At 59.5% G+C, this 19,379-nt stretch carries 13 protein-coding genes and 1 pseudogene; 7 read left to right on the plus strand and 7 right to left on the minus strand.

The features are described 5' to 3' along the window. The first annotated feature begins 1 nt into the window (after position 1). Complete coding sequence (locus ASG57_RS06575) at positions 2-1,117, plus strand: glycosyltransferase family 4 protein (RefSeq protein ID WP_057195930.1); 1,116 nt, start codon at positions 2-4, stop codon at positions 1,115-1,117. Between the two features lie 15 nt (positions 1,118-1,132). Here ASG57_RS06575 and ASG57_RS06580 read toward each other — a convergent pair whose 3' ends face one another. The 4 genes from ASG57_RS06580 to ASG57_RS06595 are packed head-to-tail and all read right to left on the minus strand — an operon-like array spanning position 1,133 to position 5,891. Beyond that, the gene (locus tag ASG57_RS06580) at positions 1,133-2,221 is read right to left on the minus strand and encodes an acyltransferase family protein (RefSeq protein WP_057195931.1); all 1,089 of its coding nucleotides are present in this window, start codon (positions 2,219-2,221) and stop codon (positions 1,133-1,135) included. Further along, complete coding sequence (locus tag ASG57_RS06585) at positions 2,218-3,327, minus strand: acyltransferase family protein (RefSeq protein WP_230646599.1); 1,110 nt, start codon at positions 3,325-3,327, stop codon at positions 2,218-2,220. Before ASG57_RS06585 ends, ASG57_RS06580 begins: the two co-directional genes overlap by 4 nt. A 7-nt stretch (positions 3,328-3,334) precedes the next feature. Then, the gene (locus tag ASG57_RS06590; RefSeq protein ID WP_024341369.1) at positions 3,335-4,672 is read right to left on the minus strand and encodes a hypothetical protein; all 1,338 of its coding nucleotides are present in this window, start codon (positions 4,670-4,672) and stop codon (positions 3,335-3,337) included. A 7-nt stretch (positions 4,673-4,679) separates the two neighbouring features. Further along, positions 4,680-5,891: an acyltransferase family protein gene (locus tag ASG57_RS06595; protein ID WP_230646600.1), complete on the minus strand. Its 1,212-nt coding sequence runs from the start codon at positions 5,889-5,891 to the stop codon at positions 4,680-4,682. A 636-nt stretch (positions 5,892-6,527) separates the two neighbouring features. Here ASG57_RS06595 and ASG57_RS06600 point away from each other — a divergent pair. The 3 genes from ASG57_RS06600 (at position 6,528) to ASG57_RS06610 (ending at position 10,033) form a co-directional block, all read left to right on the plus strand. Next, positions 6,528-7,040: a hypothetical protein gene (locus ASG57_RS06600; protein ID WP_230646601.1), complete on the plus strand. Its 513-nt coding sequence runs from the start codon at positions 6,528-6,530 to the stop codon at positions 7,038-7,040. A 31-nt stretch (positions 7,041-7,071) separates the two neighbouring features. After that, positions 7,072-9,273, plus strand: a complete 2,202-nt coding sequence (locus ASG57_RS06605; RefSeq protein WP_024341366.1) for a Wzz/FepE/Etk N-terminal domain-containing protein — start codon at positions 7,072-7,074, stop codon at positions 9,271-9,273. A 472-nt stretch (positions 9,274-9,745) separates the two neighbouring features. Further along, the gene (locus ASG57_RS06610) at positions 9,746-10,033 is read left to right on the plus strand and encodes a hypothetical protein (protein ID WP_024341365.1); all 288 of its coding nucleotides are present in this window, start codon (positions 9,746-9,748) and stop codon (positions 10,031-10,033) included. Positions 10,034-10,074: 41 nt separating this feature from the next. On the opposite strand, the gene ASG57_RS06615 is transcribed toward ASG57_RS06610, so the two are convergent. Further along, positions 10,075-11,505, minus strand: coding sequence for an undecaprenyl-phosphate glucose phosphotransferase (locus ASG57_RS06615; RefSeq protein ID WP_024341364.1), 1,431 nt, complete (start codon positions 11,503-11,505; stop codon positions 10,075-10,077). A 614-nt stretch (positions 11,506-12,119) separates the two neighbouring features. Here ASG57_RS06615 and ASG57_RS06620 point away from each other — a divergent pair. Continuing rightward, positions 12,120-12,857: a metallophosphoesterase family protein gene (locus ASG57_RS06620; protein WP_024341363.1), complete on the plus strand. Its 738-nt coding sequence runs from the start codon at positions 12,120-12,122 to the stop codon at positions 12,855-12,857. Between the two features lie 182 nt (positions 12,858-13,039). Here ASG57_RS06620 and fcl read toward each other — a convergent pair whose 3' ends face one another. Together fcl and gmd are read right to left on the minus strand one after the other, a co-directional pair. Beyond that, positions 13,040-13,993, minus strand: coding sequence for a GDP-L-fucose synthase (fcl, locus tag ASG57_RS06625; RefSeq protein WP_057195933.1), 954 nt, complete (start codon positions 13,991-13,993; stop codon positions 13,040-13,042). After that, positions 13,974-15,044, minus strand: coding sequence for a GDP-mannose 4,6-dehydratase (gene gmd / locus ASG57_RS06630; RefSeq protein WP_024341361.1), 1,071 nt, complete (start codon positions 15,042-15,044; stop codon positions 13,974-13,976). The genes fcl and gmd overlap by 20 nt, the downstream gene beginning before the upstream one ends. A gap of 1,794 nt (positions 15,045-16,838) precedes the next feature. Here gmd and ASG57_RS39935 point away from each other — a divergent pair. Both ASG57_RS39935 and ASG57_RS39625 read left to right on the plus strand, forming a co-directional pair. Continuing rightward, positions 16,839-16,949, plus strand: a pseudogene (locus ASG57_RS39935) (PEPxxWA-CTERM sorting domain-containing protein); the annotation flags it as partial. 650 nt (positions 16,950-17,599) lie between these two features. Beyond that, positions 17,600-17,734: a hypothetical protein gene (locus tag ASG57_RS39625; RefSeq protein WP_283805282.1), complete on the plus strand. Its 135-nt coding sequence runs from the start codon at positions 17,600-17,602 to the stop codon at positions 17,732-17,734. Positions 17,735-19,379 lie beyond the last annotated feature (1,645 nt).

Genomic DNA, 19,379 nt, shown 5'->3' on the forward strand with positions numbered 1-19,379 from the left:
TATGGCCAAGCGCCTCCGCGTCGCGATCTACGCACCGCATTTTGCGGAATATTCCTACCGTCTCGCGTCGGGATTGGCTCGCCATTGCGACGTCCGGCTGGTGCTCAACCGCAAGGACGCCAATCAGCAATGGGAGCTGGCCGATATCGCCGTGACAGCTCCGTTCGAAACGAGAGTTCGCGACCTGAGCCTGCGCCGCGGTGGCGCGATCGGCATCCCGGCCTCATTCCTCGACATAATTTCGTTTCGTCCCGACGTGATTCATTGTCACGAAGTTCCGGAGATCTACACGTCCGGGCTGATCCAGCTTCTTCGTCCGCTCGGCATTCCGCTGGTGTTGACCGTTCACGATGCGATCCCGCATTCGGAAGGCGGCTCCGGTACGTCGCCGCGTGAAGATGCATGGCGCGGGCGCATGCGCGCAGCCGCGTCGGTCGTCACCACGCATGGCAAGAGCTGCATCGCCGATTTTCGCCGTGCCTCGCCTGACTTCAAAGGGGAAGCGATCTCCAGCATGCACGGCGTGCTCATGGTTCCACCGGCCGGGGGCGCGGTCACCGCGCCGGAGGCCGCGCGCATCCTGTTTTTTGGACGGATGTGGGCCTACAAGGGCCTCGACGTCTTCATCGATGCGATCGACATGTTGGCCCGGCGCGGTGTGGCCCATGAAGCGATCGTTGCCGGCCGCGGCCCCGAGATGACACGGCTCGGAGCGCGCATGGAGGCGATGCCGACCGTCAAGACCATCAACGCCTATATTGCGCCTGCCGAGACCGGACGACTGTTTCAGTCCGCAACCGTGGTCGCCCTGCCCTATAAGGATGCAACGCAGAGCGGCGTGCTTGCATCCGCCTATGGGAATTCCCGCCCCGTGGTCGCCAGTGCCACTGGCGGCATTCCCGACGTCGTGACCGATAACGTCAACGGGCTGCTGGTCCCGCCCGGCGATGCCACTGCGCTGGCCGATGCGCTCGAGCGCGTGCTGACGTCGAAGCCTCTCGCCGCAACGTTGACCGAGGGCGCATGGCAGACCGCCGTCGGCATCCTCAACTGGGATCGCATCGCTGAAGGACTGCTGGGGTCCTATCACAAGCTCGCCGGTCGCACCGTGAGCTGAGCGCGGCCGGCGCCCTCAAACCGATTGCTCGATCTGCGGCCGGGAGAACATGCTGCTGATCGCGCCGTCCAGCAGTCGCCTTAGCCTGACCTCGATTAGCTCATAGCTGATCGCGCTTGCAACCAGCGACATCACCAGCCCAAGCCCGATGAAGGCGGTCCACAGCAGCCAGCGGTCGACGCCGGCGGCGACCAGCTTCAAGCCGATCACCTGCAGGGGAAACAGCACGAAGGGGTGAACGAGATAGAGGCTGTAGCTGATCTTGCCGACATATTGCAGCGCCGGTAGGCTCAGAGCCCTGCCGAGGCCCGAGTCCGGAGCGAGCACCATGCCGAACAGCAGAAATCCGGGAATGAGCCCGACGAAGGGGTGAAACAGCACCAGGCTCGCATACAGCGCCGCTCCGCAAGCAATGCCCGCGAGCAAGCCGATGCGTCCCGGAATCGAGATGCGGAATCCCGTGGCACTGAACAGCATGCCGATGCAGAAGAAGGCGGTGATCGGCCAGTGCATCAGGCAGGCGATGCCAAGCAGGATCAGGGGCGCCGCCAGCAATCTGCCACCGGTGCGCCACACCGAGAACGTCAGCGCAAACCAGATGTAGAACGCCCACTCATAGGTCAATGTCCAGGCGTTCTGCTGGGCGATGGGCAGGCCGAGCGCGTCCTGCACGAAGAACAGATTGGCCGCAAAAATCCCGAGATAGCTGGTGAGATCGATCCCGCGGAAGAATTTGTAGGCCACGATCGGACCGATCGCGAACAGCGCAAGATGCAGCACGACGAACACCGGCATGATGCGCAGCACGCGGTCGAAGAAGAACCGTGACAGCGACCCGTGCCGCACCAGGCTTGCCGGGATCAGGAATCCGCTGATCATGAAGAACAGCTCGACGCCGTGCCCGCCGACATTGATCACCGATTGCAGCCAGGGCCAGAGCGGCGGCAGGAAGCCGGGATCCGGGATGTCGTACATCCCTCCCTTCGGCATGTCGTAGAAATGGTCCATCAGCACGCTCAGCGCGGCGATGGCGCGAAGGCCCTGGACCGACGGAACGAACGATCCATCATGCGCGGCGCCCGGCTGGTGGGGTGCCTTGATCACTCCGCGGCACCCTGGATGCTGAGGGCCGGTTCGGGGACGACAGGCCTTCTTCGCGCCGAGCGGAACCTCTGCCCGAAGGAAATGCTGGGCTTCTCGATGAAGGCGAATGTCATCCAGCTGACGAGGATCGACAACACCAGGGTCACGGCCAGGAAGATCGACCAGCCGAGAGGTCCGTCGCCGAACCAGACGAGGCGATCGATGAAGCCCATCACGAACGGCGACATCAGGTAGACCGAGTAGCTGATGACTCCGACGAAAGCCATGGGGCGCCAGGCCATTCGTTCGCCGAACACGGCAAATCCGATGAAGACCAGCGCCGCGCAGACATAGGCCGATCCGATCGAATAGCTGTAGAAGAAATTCTCATGATACACGCCTCCGAACCTGCGGTCCGACAGGGTGATGGCGAAGATCGCATACATCAGAGTGCAGATCGTCACATGGCTCCACCGCAGCTTTCCGCCGATGACGGTGTCGCGGATGATCTTGCCCAGGAACATCGCCGACAGGTTCAGCCCGACCTCCATCACCGAGGAGACCGTCCTGTTCTCGACGAAGAGTGCGGCCGCGGTTCCGACCAGCGCCGCCGCAACGACGATGCTCACCGCCGTGAAGCGCCGGTTCAGCAGCCCCATGGCAAAGAGAATGGTGCATCCGACGTAGAACAAGAGCTCGATCGCCAGCGTCCAGTAGAATACCAAGAGGTTCGGGACGTTCACGAAGGTCTGGAACATCGTCAGGTTCGCGACGACCTGCCCCAGCGGATAGACCTTCGAATCAAGAAGGTACATCGCCACGAGCCCGACCACGAGCGAGGTCCAGTAGGCCGGATACAACCGAAAGAAGCGGCTGATCGTAAAGTCGCGCACGGGCGTGGCGCTGTCCGGAAAGCTGAACGGAATGACGAATCCGCTGACGAAGAAGAACAACACGACGCCGAACCGGCCAAAATTCATGTAGTAGCCGAACAGATCATGGATCGGCCAGTAATATGCGCCCGTCGGGTGCTTTTCGACGATCACCTCGAATACGTGCTGGACCACGACCGACAACACGGCAATGCCGCGCAGCGTGTCGATGAATGCGAGCCTTTTGTGCATCATTTCGCTCTCACCTGCCTCCGCTCGCCGCCGGCATATCCGGGCGGAAGCCTTCCAATGACGGCATCGGCGGCCGCATGACGATTGGCACGGCGTCGCCTGCTCGTGCGGAGGCTGCGCGCCGTGAGAACACCTCGCTGAAGCTCAACGCGATGATCAGCAGCCCGGACGCCGGGCCGTAGTTCAGGACCGTGATCGTGAACATATTGACGACGAAGATCAGCGTCAGCTTGTAGACGTCGGTCGTCCCGAACGTCGCGCGGAATACCATCACCATGAATGCGACGAACGGGAGGCCGAACATCAGGTACGTGCCGATATAGAAATTGTCGACGGGAACCCAGAAGTGCGCAAGCGGCGAGAACAGCTTCTGTGGATAGTTGAAGCAGCCCACGCCGCAGCCGGTCACGAGACCAACGGGCATGAGCTGGCTCAGGTAGACGAACGGCAGCTGCCAGCTGTTGTTGATGCGGTCAACGATGCTGAACAGGGTCGTGTGCGGCACTGCGGCGGTACCGGAAGCCAGCACGATCATGAAGAAGGGTACGAGTATCGCGGCAAACGACCACAGTGCAATGGTCCGGATCGCGGCGAAGCGCGATCTCTCCGGAAGCATCCGCACGCACACCAGCAAGACCAGGTAGAGCACGAGGACGATCATGGTCGTCTTGCTCGTGGTCAGGCGAGTCACATAGATCGCGATGGAACCGAACACGATGCACCAAGTCGTACTCTTACGGATCGACGTAATTGCGAAGGACACGAGTATGAAGAAGGCGGCCATTGTGCTTTCTGCCGCAAAGCCAGTGAGACGCTGATCGTCGCCGCCATAGGCCCACCATAGGCGGCCCGCCTCACGAACGGCGCCGAAGGACTCATATTTGTAGCCGACCCAGGGCATCAGGTAGAATTTCGTCAGCAGCACGCCGATCAGCGAGAGATAGAACGTCACGGCAATGACCGACCGCAGCTTCTTGTAGGAGCCCAGGCTGGTGTCGCAGAAACAGAATCCGACGAACACCGGGAGCATCATCTTGAACGACGACATCGCCGCATTCGTCGTGCCCAGCATGAAATAGCCGAGCACTAGCGACAGCATGATCTGCACCAGTACAACTGCAGCCATGATGCTGCGATTGCGCAAGATACAATGCACGATGAACTGAACCAGGCACAGAAGCGCAATGCCATCCGGCGCGAACCACAGCGCGTCCAAATGCATGATGCTTGTGTAATACCGCATCACGCCACCGAAGGCGTCCCGGACCAGATAGGCCGCGAGCGCGATCGCCTCGATATTGAGGCTGATCAGCATCATCCTGCGGGGCTGCAGCGCGAAGGTGCTCATGCGCGGCTCAGTTGCTCAGCCGCGCCGATCGGGCGGGGGATGGCGCAAAGTCCGGGGGGCTTCCGAATGCATTTCGCAGGAGCCTGCCGCCGGGAATTTCGACGTAGAGATAGGTGAGGTGCGAAACCGCCAGCACGGCGGCCAGTGAAACGACGAGATTCAGCGTCGCCGGCAGGCCTGCCCAGATCGAATCCAGGGCGGCGATTCGCCCCGCTCCCACGCCCCGCACGAAATATTCAGCCAGCAGCACCACGAGCGCGTGCACCATATAGATGGAGTACGAACGGCGTCCCAGCCAGACCAACGGTTTGGCCACCAGGATGCGCGGCACCAGCAGCGCATCCGGAAAGGCCAGCAGGCTGCCGAGGAAGACCGCGAACATCACTGGCGCGAGGAAAGTCGCCGCAGGATTGGTCTCCGCCAATGATACCAGGACTAAGCTCGCGATCATGGCGACGAATTGCAACGCGCCCTGCACGGCAGGGTGCGGCCTGGCCGGCAGGCAATCGACGATCCTCACCATCAACACGCCCAGGAAAAAGCCAACGAAGCAGCGCAGAAGACCGAAATCCGTCTGAAGCTCGATGCTTTTCTTTTCGAGCACGAAGATGATGGAGACAAGACTTCCGACCGCGAGCAGCCCGGAGAGGACATAAAACCACGACAGCGAGCGCATGCGCAGGGCAAAGAGAACGATCAGACCAAACACCAGGTAAGTGTAGAACTCGACGCTGATGCTCCAGCTCGGCGCATTCCAGCTCAGATAGTCGATGAACCCCATCGAGTGGAGAAGCACGACGTTGAGGCCGAACGAATAGGCATTGTTCACTTCGAACGCCGCAGGCGCGGCCACCACCACACCCCCCATGACCAGGCCAATGCGCAGCAGGCGAAAGACGAGGTTAGCCAGCAGCATGACGATATGCAGTGGGTAAACTCGCGCCAGGCGCCGTATCATGAACTCGCGCAGCGAGAAACGCGAAAAGTCGTTCTCGACGTAACTGAGCGCCATCACCATTCCGCTGAGAACAAAGAACAGATCGACAAGCAGCCATGCACTCCTGAAGAAGGAGCAATTGATCCAGGCGTTATGCGGAAATGCCGCAAGAAAGGTCGGCATCAGCAACAGATGGTGGATCACCACCGAAGTCGCTGCGATCCCCCGAATACTGTCGAGCGGCACGACGTGCGCCTTCTCACGATGAACCAACTCCGTCACATCAACATTCCGTAGCCGTTGCATCGCAGCAGTGTGTATCAGGTTTCGCGCGTGTTCAATCTTTGCGATCGCGAACTCGCATTCGACGCATGATAACCGACGATAATTTCAACGCTTGCAGACTATTCGGACATGCGAGCGCCAAGTTGATGCCACTTTTCGTTTGAGGCCTGTGTACTTCGGGCGCAAAGTTCATCAGCCATAATGATTGCGAGTATTTGCGTGAAAAGTGTGCGCGAAATTCGGCGCTGTTGCGGTAGCGCCTAGCGACGAGCTGATTCGCCTGCGGCGGTGCTCGCACAAAGATCTCTCTCCCTTAGCGGAACAAAGAGGAGAGTGATGACTTGCGTCGGTTTTGCGACGTGCGGACGCGCGAATGCCTTTTATGTTCTCAAGTTGCAACATTCCTGAGCGCGGAATGCCGTTCTCGCAGGCATTGCAAACCGTTCCTGTGCAACCGCAGACCGGCGAGCGTCGCATTCGCTCTCGGCAATCCCGCGCCTTTTGCGTCGCACAACATTTGACACAGTTGCCTGCCAGGTTTCGCTTGTTCTCCAATTGCAACGGAAGCAAGGAACACGGATGGGCCGCGGACTAACACGTCTCCATGCGCAGCCGCGATGGCTGGCAATTGTCTTGATCGGTTCCGCGTTGATTGTGACGAGCGTCGATGTCTGCAGCGCTCAGTGCGTCGAATTTTCGGATCGCGCCTCGCAGCTTGAGCTCGACGCATTCGTAAAGTCGCCCTCTTCGCTACTGGAGCGGATGCGCAATGACAGAGAAAAGCTGAGATTTCGGCTCGCCAGCTACATTACTACGGATCCATCGGTGTTGCCGTCCGTGCAGACGTTGATCTCCACGTCGGCCTCAGCCGAACGGTCAGCCATTGGCGGCGCGCTGCGATTTGCCGAAGCGCGCTGCACGTCGACGAAACCTGCGGCGGCACGCAAGATCAGGGATTTCGCGCAGCGGATCGGAGATCTCCACGTGCAAGCGGGCTATTCCGCAGCGGGAGAGGACAGCTCGGGCGTCCAGGCCCAATCGCAAGGCAAGCGTCTGGCACCGCCGCCCCGAGCCGGAGCCCTTCTCGAGGGCGAATGGAAGACCAAGCTGGCCAACCCATTCAAGCCCGTTCCCCTTCCGAATTGATCGATGATTGTCAAAGGCAGCAAAGTTTCAGATGTACCAGCCTAGAGAACATTTCCAGTCGGGGCAACGCTTCGGCATCGAATTCGGCGGAGCGGTGCTCAGCTTCGAGCGCGTGGCTGACGTGCTGCGGCGCCAGTGGCCGATCATTGCGGCTTGCGTCGGAGCTTCGTTGGCTCTGGTGATGGTATACCTGGCTTCGGCGCAACCGATGTATACGGCGAATGCCCGGATCATGATGGATACGCGTCAGGCGCAGGTGCTGGACAAGGAGAGCAACACCAGCAGCGCTTTGATAGATACCGGCTATGTCGACAGCCAAGTCGAAATCATCAACTCGGATGACTTGATCCTGTCCGTCGTCCGTCGCCTGAAACTGACCGAGGACCCGGAGTTCAATGGCTCCAATCCTGGCCTCCTCTCCCTCATTCTCGGCAAAGTCATGTCGCCGTTTCGCTCGGACGAGCCGGCGTCCCAGGAGCGAATCGAACATGCCGTGGTGCAGCAGGTGCAGAAAAACCTCAGGACGGAGCGCGTCCTGACAACCTATGTCCTGTCCCTGAGCTATCGCGCGCGAACCCCGGACACGGCTGCCAAGATCGCCAACGCCATCGCCAATGCGTACTTGGTCGGCGCGCTGGAAGCGAAATATCAGTCCACCAAGCGGGCGACCGAGTGGCTCCAGCAGCGCAGCTTGGAACTGAGCGAGCAGGCAACAGCCAGCGACCGTGCCGTGCAGACCTTCAAAGCCGAGAATAACATCGTCGGAACCAGCCGCGGCCTGATGTCGGAGCAACAATTGTCGGACCTGAACAGTCAGCTGGTTCAGGCGCGGGCTGCGACTGCGGAAGCCAAGGCGCGTCTTGACCGGATCGAGGCAATCTCCGATCAGGATCTCACGCAGCCGACAGTAACGGACGCCCTCAACAATTCCGTCATCACCCGCCTGCGCGCGCAGTTTCTCGACCTCCAGGCCCAGTACGCCGATTGGTCCAGGCGCTATGGCAAGACCCACCTTGCGACAGTCAATTTGGCCAACAAGATGGAGGAGCTGCGCAAGAACATCGCCGACGAGCTGCGTCGGATCGGAGACGCCTATCGCAGCGACTACGAGATCGCAAAGAGCCGAGAGGCATCGCTCGACAAGAGCGTAAAGGAACTCGTTGCCCAGGCAGGCCACACTGGCCAGGCGGAGGTCAAGCTGCGCGATCTCGAAAGTGCCGCCGATACTTATCGTAATCTCTACAACAATTTCCTCGAAAAGCTGCAGAGCGCCACCCAGAATCAGAGCTTCCCGCTCAGCGAGGCGCGTCTGATCAGCACCGCCACCAAACCGGACCGCAAGAGCTCGCCGCGCACCGTCCTCGCGCTGGTGGGCGGCCTCGTCGGCGGTCTCTGTCTCGGTTTAGGCGTCGCATTTGCGCGCGAGCTGCTGAGCGACGTGCTGAGGACCCCCGGAGAAGTCGAAGACGAGCTCGGCGTGAAGTGCCTCGGCGTGCTGCCCGATATTCGCTCGCCAACGAAGGCCAGCTTATCCGATCTGTCCCGCTACGTCGTAGATCATCCATTCTCGCGGTTTGCCGAGACGTTGCGCAACATCAAGGTGTCGATCGACGTCGCGCGCCTGACCCGCGAGATCAAGGTGATCGGCATCGTCTCTTCCCTTCCCAAGGAAGGAAAAACGACGGTCGCAGCCAATTTCGCACAATTGGTCGCCCTCACTGGGCACCGCACGGTTCTGATCGACGGCGATCTGCACACGCGCTCGCTGACCCGAGAGCTCGCGCCCGATGCCAAAAGCGGACTTGTGGAGGCACTCAACGACCCCGCGAGCCTTGGCTATCACGTCCAACGGAGCAAGGAGACGGGTCTGGATTTCCTTCCCTCCGTCGTGGCTTCTCGCATGGTGAATTCGGCCGATGTCATCGGATCGAAGGCGATGGCCGAGCTGCTCAAGATGTTGAGAGAGCACTATGAATATATCGTGATCGACCTGGCCCCGGTGATGCCGGTAGCGGACTCGAAGGCTGTCAGCCTGCTGATCGATGCCATGGTCTACGTCATCGAATGGGGCCAGACGACACGAAGCGCTCTTCAGGAGTCGGTTTCCGGGTCGGAAGTCCTGCAAAAGAAGCTGCTCGGCGCCGTGCTCAACCGCGCCAACCCAAAGATGCTCAAGCGTATCGAGGCCTATAAGGGTAAGCACCACAACAGCTATTACGTCGAGCACGCCTAGTCTTGGGCGGAAGGAGTTCGGCCCCACGTTGGATCGCCGCATTGGACCGGGGAGTTGCACCGAGGTGGGGCATTCCCGCGCAACTGTGGTGAGGAAACTCGGCCCTTCGGGCGAGCTCCTGCATTCAACCCCTTCTCATCGTGCTCATGTTCTCCGGGCCGCAGCCGGCAGCGGGCCGACATAACGGATCGCTGGCGCGCGTAACGATCGTGAACAGTTCCGCTGCTCGGTCGGCTTACGTTCACCGTATTCGTCCGGAATCCACAACTTGCAGTTATTTTGCTCTACCAAACGCAAGGATTGGCGTAGACGATGGCGGCCAGAACAGCCGTACTTTGGACCATCGGTCGACACCAGACACGTCCGGCGCTTGATGCCTCCACAATGCCGAAACTTTAGGCATCTTTCTTTCTCGGTCCTGCGCCGCTAATCTCGGCTCATACTGGTGGTAGTTCCTTTCCGGTGGACTCGGATGCTGATCGTCCTCACGATTCTAATTATTTGGGTTCTGCTCAATATTCTTTTCGTGGTGATCGTGGTTCCTCCACGCAAGCCGCTTCGGCAGCCTGTGGCGACGACGCTCTCGCCGGCGCCCATCGACCCGAGCCGGCGCGAAATCGACCAGGACGAGCCCTTCTCGATCCGCCACGTCATCGTCTCCGTCGCCATGGGAGCGTTCTTCGTGCTCGTACCGCCGCTGCTCGCCCTGCGCGATGCGATCATGCGGCTCTTCGGCAGGCCGCCGCGGAATGGAACCTGAGGCTTCAGGGCCGGGGAGTTCCACTCACCGAGAGTGAGCGACTAGTACGCTTCCTGGAACATCACCGCAGACGCTGTGCGGGCCATGATCTTGAGATCGAGCCAGACGCTCCAGTTGCTGACGTACCAGACGTCGTACTCGACCCGCTTCTCCATCAGATCGATCGTCGGCGTTTCGCCCCTGAATCCGTTTACCTGCGCCCAGCCTGTCAGACCCGGCTTCATGTGATGGCGGTAGACATACTTGCTGATGAGCTCGTCATAGTAATTGTCATGGGCGAGCGCGTGTGGGCGTGGTCCAACCAGTGACATGTCTCCACGCAGCACGTTCCAGAGCTGCGGCAGCTCGTCGATGCTCGTCATGCGAAGGAAACGCCCGATCTTTGTGACCCGGGCATCCCTCTTGGTCGCCTGCGTCACCGTCTCGCCGTTCTCGCTGACGGTCATCGTCCGAAATTTCCAGATCTCGAACGGCCTGCCGTTGAAGCCACGACGCGACTGCCGGAATATGACGGTCCCCGGGGAATCCAGCTTGATCAGCACGGCCACAGTCAGCAGAAGCGGCGTCAGCATCACGAGCGCGAACAGAGCGACGCCGACATCGAGACAGCGCTTCTGCAACCGCTCGAGAATGGTGAGCGGCGGCCGCTGGATCTCGACCGCTACGGTTCCGCTGACCGGCAGAAAGGGACGGGTCACGAGATCGGCAACGGAGTCGTCTGGCAGCAGGCGAATGGGCTGCGGGACGGCGCGCAAATAGGGTCCCAGCTTACGCAGCATCGGCAACTCGTTCCAGTCGATCGCGAGCAGATATTCGTCGACATCAGCCGATCGCGACTGACGGATGACGTCGCGAATCTGTCGTTCCCACTGGCCATCCTCCCGGTCTGCTCCGAGCACGAAATGGCGCATGACGTCGAAGCCATTCCTCCGCAAATCCTTGAAGCGGCTGGAGGTGAAGTCGAGCGGCTTCAGACTGAGCAGGATCACCTTGCGATCGACCAGCCGGCTTCTCGCAAAAGTGGTACCGAACACGGCCTGCCAGGCGAAGCGCAGGCTGATCAAGCCGAGCCCGCCGATCACGGCGAAGACGATGACGGTGCCGCGCGATAGATTGTCCGTCGATTTCAGCAGGAAGGCGGCAACGGCAAGGATCGTGAGTGATGTCAGCCAAATGAACACCGCCATTCGAAGCTGCCATACGACGTTGAGCAGACGGTACGTGGAATAGACGTCCCGGAAATAGGCGATCCCGACGAACACCACGCCGACAAACAACCCCGCTCCCGCCGACGCGCTGTCGGAAGGCGAACCGACGACCACACCATACAGCGAAGCCCCCGCCACATAACTTAACAGGATCAACAGAAAGTCGGCGGCGATGACGACGATCTGAAAGGGCCTCTGAAGAGCGCTGCCGCGCGCGGATGACAGCGCATGAGCACTTTCAGAACCATAAGTTGCAACAGCCATTCTAACCTCTACTTATCGAGAGAGTGCCTGACGCTCATCGTGATGCTGAAGACTCGTCAATTCCCGCACGGAAAGTGTTGATTGATCGCAGCGACATTGTGGCGCCGCACGCAAAACTTTTGCGGCGCACGGAAGATGCGCCATGTTGAAATGCGAAGTGAAAATTCGAACGCTGAAAATGTCGTCACAGTGCTGACATATGAGCGAACCGAGTGCCCTATTTTGAATCAAGTTCCGTATCCACGCGACGCAACGCCGTTGCTTAAGCGCTGTTTCGCTCAACTATCAGGCGCGGCGTTGCTCTCGCAAAGAGCAGATCAGTTGATCACGAGAATCTCTTGGGACTTCTATCTGTGGGTGCACCTGCCTCCTTTTCATGAGTCATGCGGACTTGCGGCACACCCCGGGTCAGCGATGCAATTTCCGCGGACCGATTTCGTTCCGCCAGTCCAGCACGAGACGAGTAGGCAGAAAATTCCGCGCCCTTCTTTTGGCGTGATCAGGTCGGAGAACAACGACGCGGCCCCACCGAATTCGCGTTGTTCGTGTTGGATGGAAGCTCTCCGGTGCCGGCGACTTGGGGAATTTTTCGATCACCCGACCGATTGAGCGTCATGAGATCCCTCGCGCGACCACGCCCGCCCATTCCCAAACCGCAATTGCCGGACGGAGTGCGCATCTATGCCATCTCGGATATCCACGGCTGCGCACATTTGCTCCAGCCCATGCTGCGGGTGATCGACGCCGACGTCGAGCGCAGCCGGCCGCGCCATGCTGTCGAAGTCTTCATGGGCGACTACATCGATCGCGGCCCGGATACGCGCTCCACCCTCGACATCCTGGTCGAGCGGAGCCGCCGGGGAAACGCGGTTTTCCTCAAGGGCAATCACGAGGCCTTTCTGGTGAGGGTGTTCGAAGACCCTTCACTGTTCGAGGACTGGATTGCTTTCGGCGGGACCCAGACATTGATGTCCTACGGGCTTGCCCCGCCGGATCTCAAGCGCGACGAGCCGGCATCGATCCTCCGCGACCTCATTCGCGCAATGCCGACCGAGCATCTGGAATTCCTGGACAATCTGAGGCTGAGCTTCAGTTGCGGAGACTTCTTCTTCGTCCACGCCGGCGTTCGCCCCGGCGTTCCATTGGCCGAGCAAACGGAGCGCGATCTGCTCTGGATTCGCGAGGAATTCCTGCAAAGCGAGGAGCAGTTCGGCAAGTATATTGTCCACGGTCATACGCCGGTCCGCAGTGCGGAGTTCCTGGCCAACCGCGTCAACATCGACACCGGCGCCTATGCGACCGGCAACCTCACCCTGATGAGCATCCAGGGAAGCCGCATGCTCGCCGTGTGACACGGCCGCGCCCGCACGGCAGCTGACGCGAGACCGTTTCACGGGATGGAAGGAGGTCCGCGCTCCTTGCCGCCGCTACCTGGGACGACCTATGACTCCTTCGATTTCGCGTGGAGAGGCTCCCGAGAGATCCACCGGCGCGTGCTCACGTAGTGGTCACTCGGTCGGGATCGCCGCGTGGTCTACTTCGGGTCCTGCTGGCTGGACAAGAAGGCTGAATAAGCCAATCGTACTCCATCCTTCAGCGCGGTTTGGGCCCGCCAGCCGAGCTTAGCGAGGCGGCTAACGTCGAGCAGCTTGCGCGGCGTGCCGTCGGGACGCGAGGTGTCGAAAGAGATCTCGCCATCATAACCTACAACGTCTGCGACGACACGCGCGAATTCGGCAATCGTGATCTCCTCGCCTGTGCCGATATTGATCAGTTCCGCACTCGAATAGATCTTCATCAGATGTATGCAGGCATCCGCCAGATCATCGACATAGAGGAATTCGCGCCGCGGCCTCCCTGTACCCCAGACAAGGACGCTCCCGGCGCCCGTCAGCTTTGCCTCATGAAAGCGACGGATCAGGGCCGCAACCACATGACTGTACTCGGGATGGTAATTGTCGCCGGGACCATAGAGATTGGTCGGCATCACGCTAATGAAGTCACATCCATATTGGCTGCGATAGGCCTCGACCATCTTGATACCGGCGATTTTGGCGATCGCGTATGGTTCGTTGGTCGGCTCGAGAGCACCGGTCAGCATCGAGTCCTCGCGCAGAGGCTGAAGCGCCAGCTTCGGATAGATGCAAGAGGAGCCCAAGAACATCAGCTTCTCGGCGCCGTTAACGTGCGCGGCATGAATCACGTTCGCCGCGATCGCGATGTTGTCGTAGATAAACTCGGCGCGTAGCGTATTGTTGGCGACTATGCCGCCGACCTTGGCGGCGGCGAGGAAGACGACCTGCGGCCGTGTTTTCGCGAACCAGTCGAACACGGCGGCTTGGTCGCGGAGGTCGAGCTCGTGCCGGTCAACCGTGACGAGCCGCGCATCTTCCTGATGGAGTCGGCGCACGAGAGCGCTGCCGACCATACCGCGATGGCCGGCCACATAGACGCTCTTGCCTTTCAGTTCAAACCGTGCGTTTGCCACGGGCCGCGTCCCGCTTTGCCTCTGCCAGGTCGCTCGCCACCATCTCCTCGACCAGTTGGTCGAACGTCCGCTTCGGCTTCCAACCGAGCTTCTCGCGCGCCTTGCTGGCGTCTCCGACGAGGAGATCGACCTCGGTCGGCCGGAAATATGTGGGATCGATCCGTACCACGATTTTGCCGCTCTTCACGTCAACGCCGGTCTCATCGATCCCCTCGCCGCGCCATTCGATACGGCGCTCGATCTGCGCGAACGAGAGCTCCACCATCTCCCGCACGGAGCGCATCTCGCCGGTTGCGAGCACGAAGTCGTCGGCCTTGTCGGCCTGGAGTATCATGTGCATGCCCTCGACATAGTCGCGCGCATGACCCCAGTCGCGTTTGGCGGACAGGTTACCAAGATAGAGCGTGTCCTCGAGACCGACCTCGATGCGGGCGACGCCGCGGGTGATCTTGCGGGTCACGAACGTCTCGCCGCGTACCGGGCTCTCATGATTGAACAAGATGCCATTAGACGCGAACATCCCATAGGCTTCACGGTAATTAACCGTGATCCAATAGCCGTAGAGCTTTGCGACGCCGTATGGCGAGCGAGGATAGAACGGCGTCGTCTCCTTCTGCGGGATTTCTTGCACGAGGCCGTAGAGCTCGGAGGTCGAGGCCTGGTAGAACCGCGTCTCCTTCTCCATGCCGAGGATGCGGATCGCCTCGAGTAGCCGCAGCACGCCGACAGCATCAGCGTTAGCGGTGTATTCCGGACTCTCGAAACTGACGGCGACGTGACTCTGGGCGGCCAGATTGTAGATCTCGGTCGGGCGGATCTGCTGCACCAGGCGGATCAAATTGGTCGAGTCCGTCATGTCGCCATAGTGCATCAGAAACGGGACGTTCCCAACATGCGGGTCCTGGTACAGATGATCGACGCGAGCGGTATTGAACGAAGACGAGCGCCGCTTGATGCCATGCACGGTATAGCCGAGCGACAGCAGATGTTCGACGAGATAGGCGCCGTCCTGCCCCGTAACCCCCGTAATGAGCGCGATACGCTCAGCCATGACTAACGTCTCACCTTTCGACCAGAACTGGGATTAGCGACCGCAAACTCGATACGATTCTCTTGATGATGCCTGTAGCGTTGGGCCAACCGCACACTGCCTTTCTTGGCCATATCGGCCGCCCGGGTCAACCCGAACGTGACTGAGACTGCGGCCCATTGGGTCTTCCGACGGCCGGGACAGTCCAATACCCGAGATCTGCAGGCCCCCTCGCTCGGTCGCAATCGCTCAATCAAAGGCCGCCCCGCATCATCGGCCAGGCCGGCCGGCCCCCATTTACCCGGCAAGCCACGGCGAGACGGGCCTTGCCGCCCCCGTTGCTGATGATCGGAGCGATACGCTCGACCCTCACCTACCCTGGACAAGCAGCGGCACGCGTCGCGGGCCTATTTGGCTGTGGGTCGAATTCGGTCACTCTTGCCGCTACAACTCGTGCAGTTGCACCGTCCTATGGGTTATGCGACCAATATCTTGGAAATCCGGCGCGATTTGGCCTGCGCTCCTGCTTTGATCTGCGTAGCGTCGCTTTCGCCTACAGAGCACCGTCCGATTGCAACGACAGAGAGCCAAGCAATCTCGCAGCACTTCACCTGGTTCTCGGGCTGTTGTTCGTACCGCCTGTCCAAGCGTCGCGTTGGGGCCCGTTCAGCAGCTGACGCAGGATCAACACGCACGGTTGGCTGATGCCCTGGAAAAGCTGTGGGCGGGTTGGTCGGCTGCTGTCGTGGGAGGAGCGGGGCGGCCCGTCTGAATGACAGTTCGAAATAAATGGGCAGTCAGCCTGATTTAAACAGACTTGCGGAACAAAATTGATCACGCGCTGTTGATTGGATTGAATACCCAAAGCTTCGTACGCGGCGCAGCCGTGTGCGCACCCAGACGGTCTCATCTTTTTGAAAGCCATTTACCGCCCGATGGGCGACAGTTCGAATTTCGGATGCGACGGATGGTGCTGAAAGAACCTGTTCCAGATTCTGATCTGCTTCTCTTGATGTCAGAAATAATTTCCTTGCGGGAACAGGTGGCGCAAGCCGAACTGCGGGCCCATCAACTCAAACGGGATGCCGCGCGGCGAGCGTCCGCCATGTCGACAAAACGAGGGGCACAGAAGCGCCGATGAAGTTGGGCGTTCAGGTCTCGGGGTGACTACCCTGCCGCACGGAAATCGGCCCTCCCAGGCGCTCAAACCGATGCGACCTGAGGCAGTCCCGATTCTTCGATTCATCAATTGACGGCCTCAGAATATATCTGTAATAAATACAATATAATATAGTATTAAATGCGTGAGACTCGCCTATGATCAGAACGTGCTTCGCTGCCGCCCTGACGGGACTGATTGCTGCTACCACAGCCCAAGCGGCTACGATTCCATACCAGAACCAAGGTACGGAAAATCCGATTACTTACACGTTCGTTGCGAACTCCACTGGTTCATTGCTCGCGTACTTTTATGGGTCAGGAGCCGCTTTCAGCGAGAACCTGGGCTTGCTCGTCAACGGCCAGGACGATCGGGGTACGGCTCTGAACAACCACACCAGTCAGTACGGCACGATGCACAATTTCGGCCAGGTGAACGCCGGTGATATCCTGGTCTTCTACATCGACGTCAAGACGACGGGGCATACCTACTACTCTGACATTTCGGAGAATAGTGATGGCGTGAACCACGTCTACTCGACAGCATTCGATGGCGACGGGAAGATTCCGACGGGAACCTATGTTGGCTTCGAGGATCTCAGCCTGCATCAGACCGGGTGGACGGATCACAACTACACCGACGAGCAGTTCGTTTTCACGGTCGCGGCCGTGCCTGAACCTTCGACTTGGGCAATGATGATCCTCGGGTTCGCCGGCGTTGGTCTCCTTGCATATCGTCGCCGCAATTTGCTGCCGACCGCCGCCTAGACCAGCCGGCTCCCCGAACTCCTTTCGAGAGAAGGTCTGCGAAGCGACCTTTTTGTCCGCCAGAACCACCTTTCTGAGGGATGCAACACAAGCGATGACAAGGGTTGAAACTAGGACTAAGAATCCAGTCCTGCCCATAAAATGAATATCGTCTCCTATTATCATTTGATCGCTGGAGAGTGACATGCTGACGAGGTATTTCGTATGGCTCGCCGCGCTGGAATTCTTGCGCCGCCGACCTCAAGAAGGAGAAAGAGGAAGCACGCCGAATAGCAGGCATCTCGAACACCGCGAGATGCAGACCTCGATCTAATTCCAAACACGCTTGAAATGAAGATCGGTCGTTTTAGCGAGCCGAAGCGAAAAAGAAGGCGCGTACAGCTTGTCATCGTTGTCGCGCGTTAAGGCGAGGCCGCGATGGCCAAAAGGGCGGGCGAGCGTGTGGTTCAGACTGCCGTCGCCTCTCACGGATGGCGAAGACGGATCCGACGATGTCCGGGGAAACTTCCTGGGCCTGAGCGATCTTGATCAGGGAGGTCCTAGTTCACCAATCGGCCTCGTACTGCAATCTCGAAATTGGAAACACAGGACTCGATACTACGGGCCGGACCGTCGTCGTTCAGATCTTGAGCTACGTAGCGAAGGCGCGCATGGGACCTTCCCTCGATTTCGTCGAGGTCGCTCGCAATCTTCTCAAGAGCCTCCTGAAGGCGTCGCAGATGAGAAAGGTGCATCGCGGCATGACCCATCAGATCTCTCCCCATAGTAGGCCCGACGAGGATTGAGCCTGCAGTGGCGCGCGCAAGCAGTCCGGGAGCGCGTCCAAAGTGACTAACAGAGGCCGTCGCAAGGCACTGCACCCGACAGGGTCCTCGCACCCGAGACTTAATAATTCCCATTATTTGAGTTTTTAACCGAGGGGTCAAGCTCGCTTTAATGAGTCGAATTTAATGGCAAAAAGTTACTCGGATCCCCGGGATAAACAGCCGTACCGCCACCCAGCATTGCGAGCGACGCCGCTGCCTGTCTGCTTCTCCGAAGGGCTGCGACGGCGCCCGAACAACGGAGCATCTCGCTGGTCGCAGCCAGTCTTGCGATCACAACAGAGTTCTTCCGCACCGCAAAATCGCTCAGCTTTCGACTTGCCTCGCGCTCGATCCGAAGATTTGCGCTGCCAATGATCCGTTGGATCACAAAACGGCTGCAGCCACCCAATCGCGCGCCCTCGCATTCAGAAGCAGAGTACCTCCGTTAGTGAGGGTGGCGAAGCTCTTCTTCACCTTAACAAAGCCCTTCGGCCTGCCGGTCACAGCCGGTCAGCACGACCACCTGAATCGACCTCAGCCAGATCACCCCGGCGGCGAGACGCTGCGGATGAAGCGCTTCAGCCCCTCCGAAGCGCCCCTCGTCTCCAGTGAGATTGCAGACGACTCTCACCATCTCTCATCCGCACTTTCGACCTCCAACAAGGCATAGCCGGGGTCTGGACGGTCTTCAGAAGCTACGCGAGTTCGTTGCTCGCCTTCGCCAATCCATCGGTCGTCTTCACATTCTTGCAACGGGTTTAATCCCAACGCTTCTGCAAAGACTACCGCTCTGACGTGTGAAATTGGTGTCGTGCGCATTTGCTCCTGCTTGGAGCGAGCAATATGTCAGCGGGCATCCCGAGTTTCGCGATTTTTCGGCATTGACCGAGAACTAAACCCCGGGTCCGAAAAATCAACGCTGAAACTCCTCAACTTGCTGCTTCGCAGCGTCAGGCTTGGACAAGTTTTCGATCGTTTTTGCATTTCCTCGATCCTCGCGTTCACCCCTTCAAGGCTCTGAGCACATTGCCAAGCTGGGTGCGGAAACCATTGACCGGGTCCAAGGTGCAGTTGCGGATGCAGGTGCCGATGGTCCACTTTTCTGCGCAGACGAAGGAATTGTCTCGGCCACTGCCCGTGCAGAGCAAGTAGCCGCGCTAAAAACAGTCTCCGCTCTCTGGGAGTGAACAAATCCGTCAGCATAACCCGCCGGCATTATCCAGCGTCGGCCAACCGGCCCGGAAAGCCTCGCCAAGCCGCGCCGTATCACCACCAAAAGTAAGGAAACACCCGGTATCGCAGCCGAGGATCGCCATAATAGCCGGGACCTTCATAGGGTCCGTAGAAATTACCGTCCCCATACACCCAACGCGCGACTGGCTTACGGGTAGGTGGTCGGTAGCAGCGTCCCGCCTCATTGCAGATCACCTTGACCTGCACGAGCGCCGGTTTGGAATGGGGCGTAGTGGTCTGGACTAGAAGCGGCGCCGCAGCCGCCCCCCCTGCCAGCATCATCGAAAGACCGGCGATCGCTCCAGTAAATTTCAGCATTGTCTTGCCCTTCGGATCCACCCGATTCTAAGTTCGACAGAGACTAACAGTCTTAATGGTCTCTTTTCCGCAG

It is taken from the genome of Bradyrhizobium sp. Leaf396 (assembly GCF_001424605.1).
In the GTDB taxonomy this organism is placed as follows: domain Bacteria; phylum Pseudomonadota; class Alphaproteobacteria; order Rhizobiales; family Xanthobacteraceae; genus Bradyrhizobium; species Bradyrhizobium japonicum_C.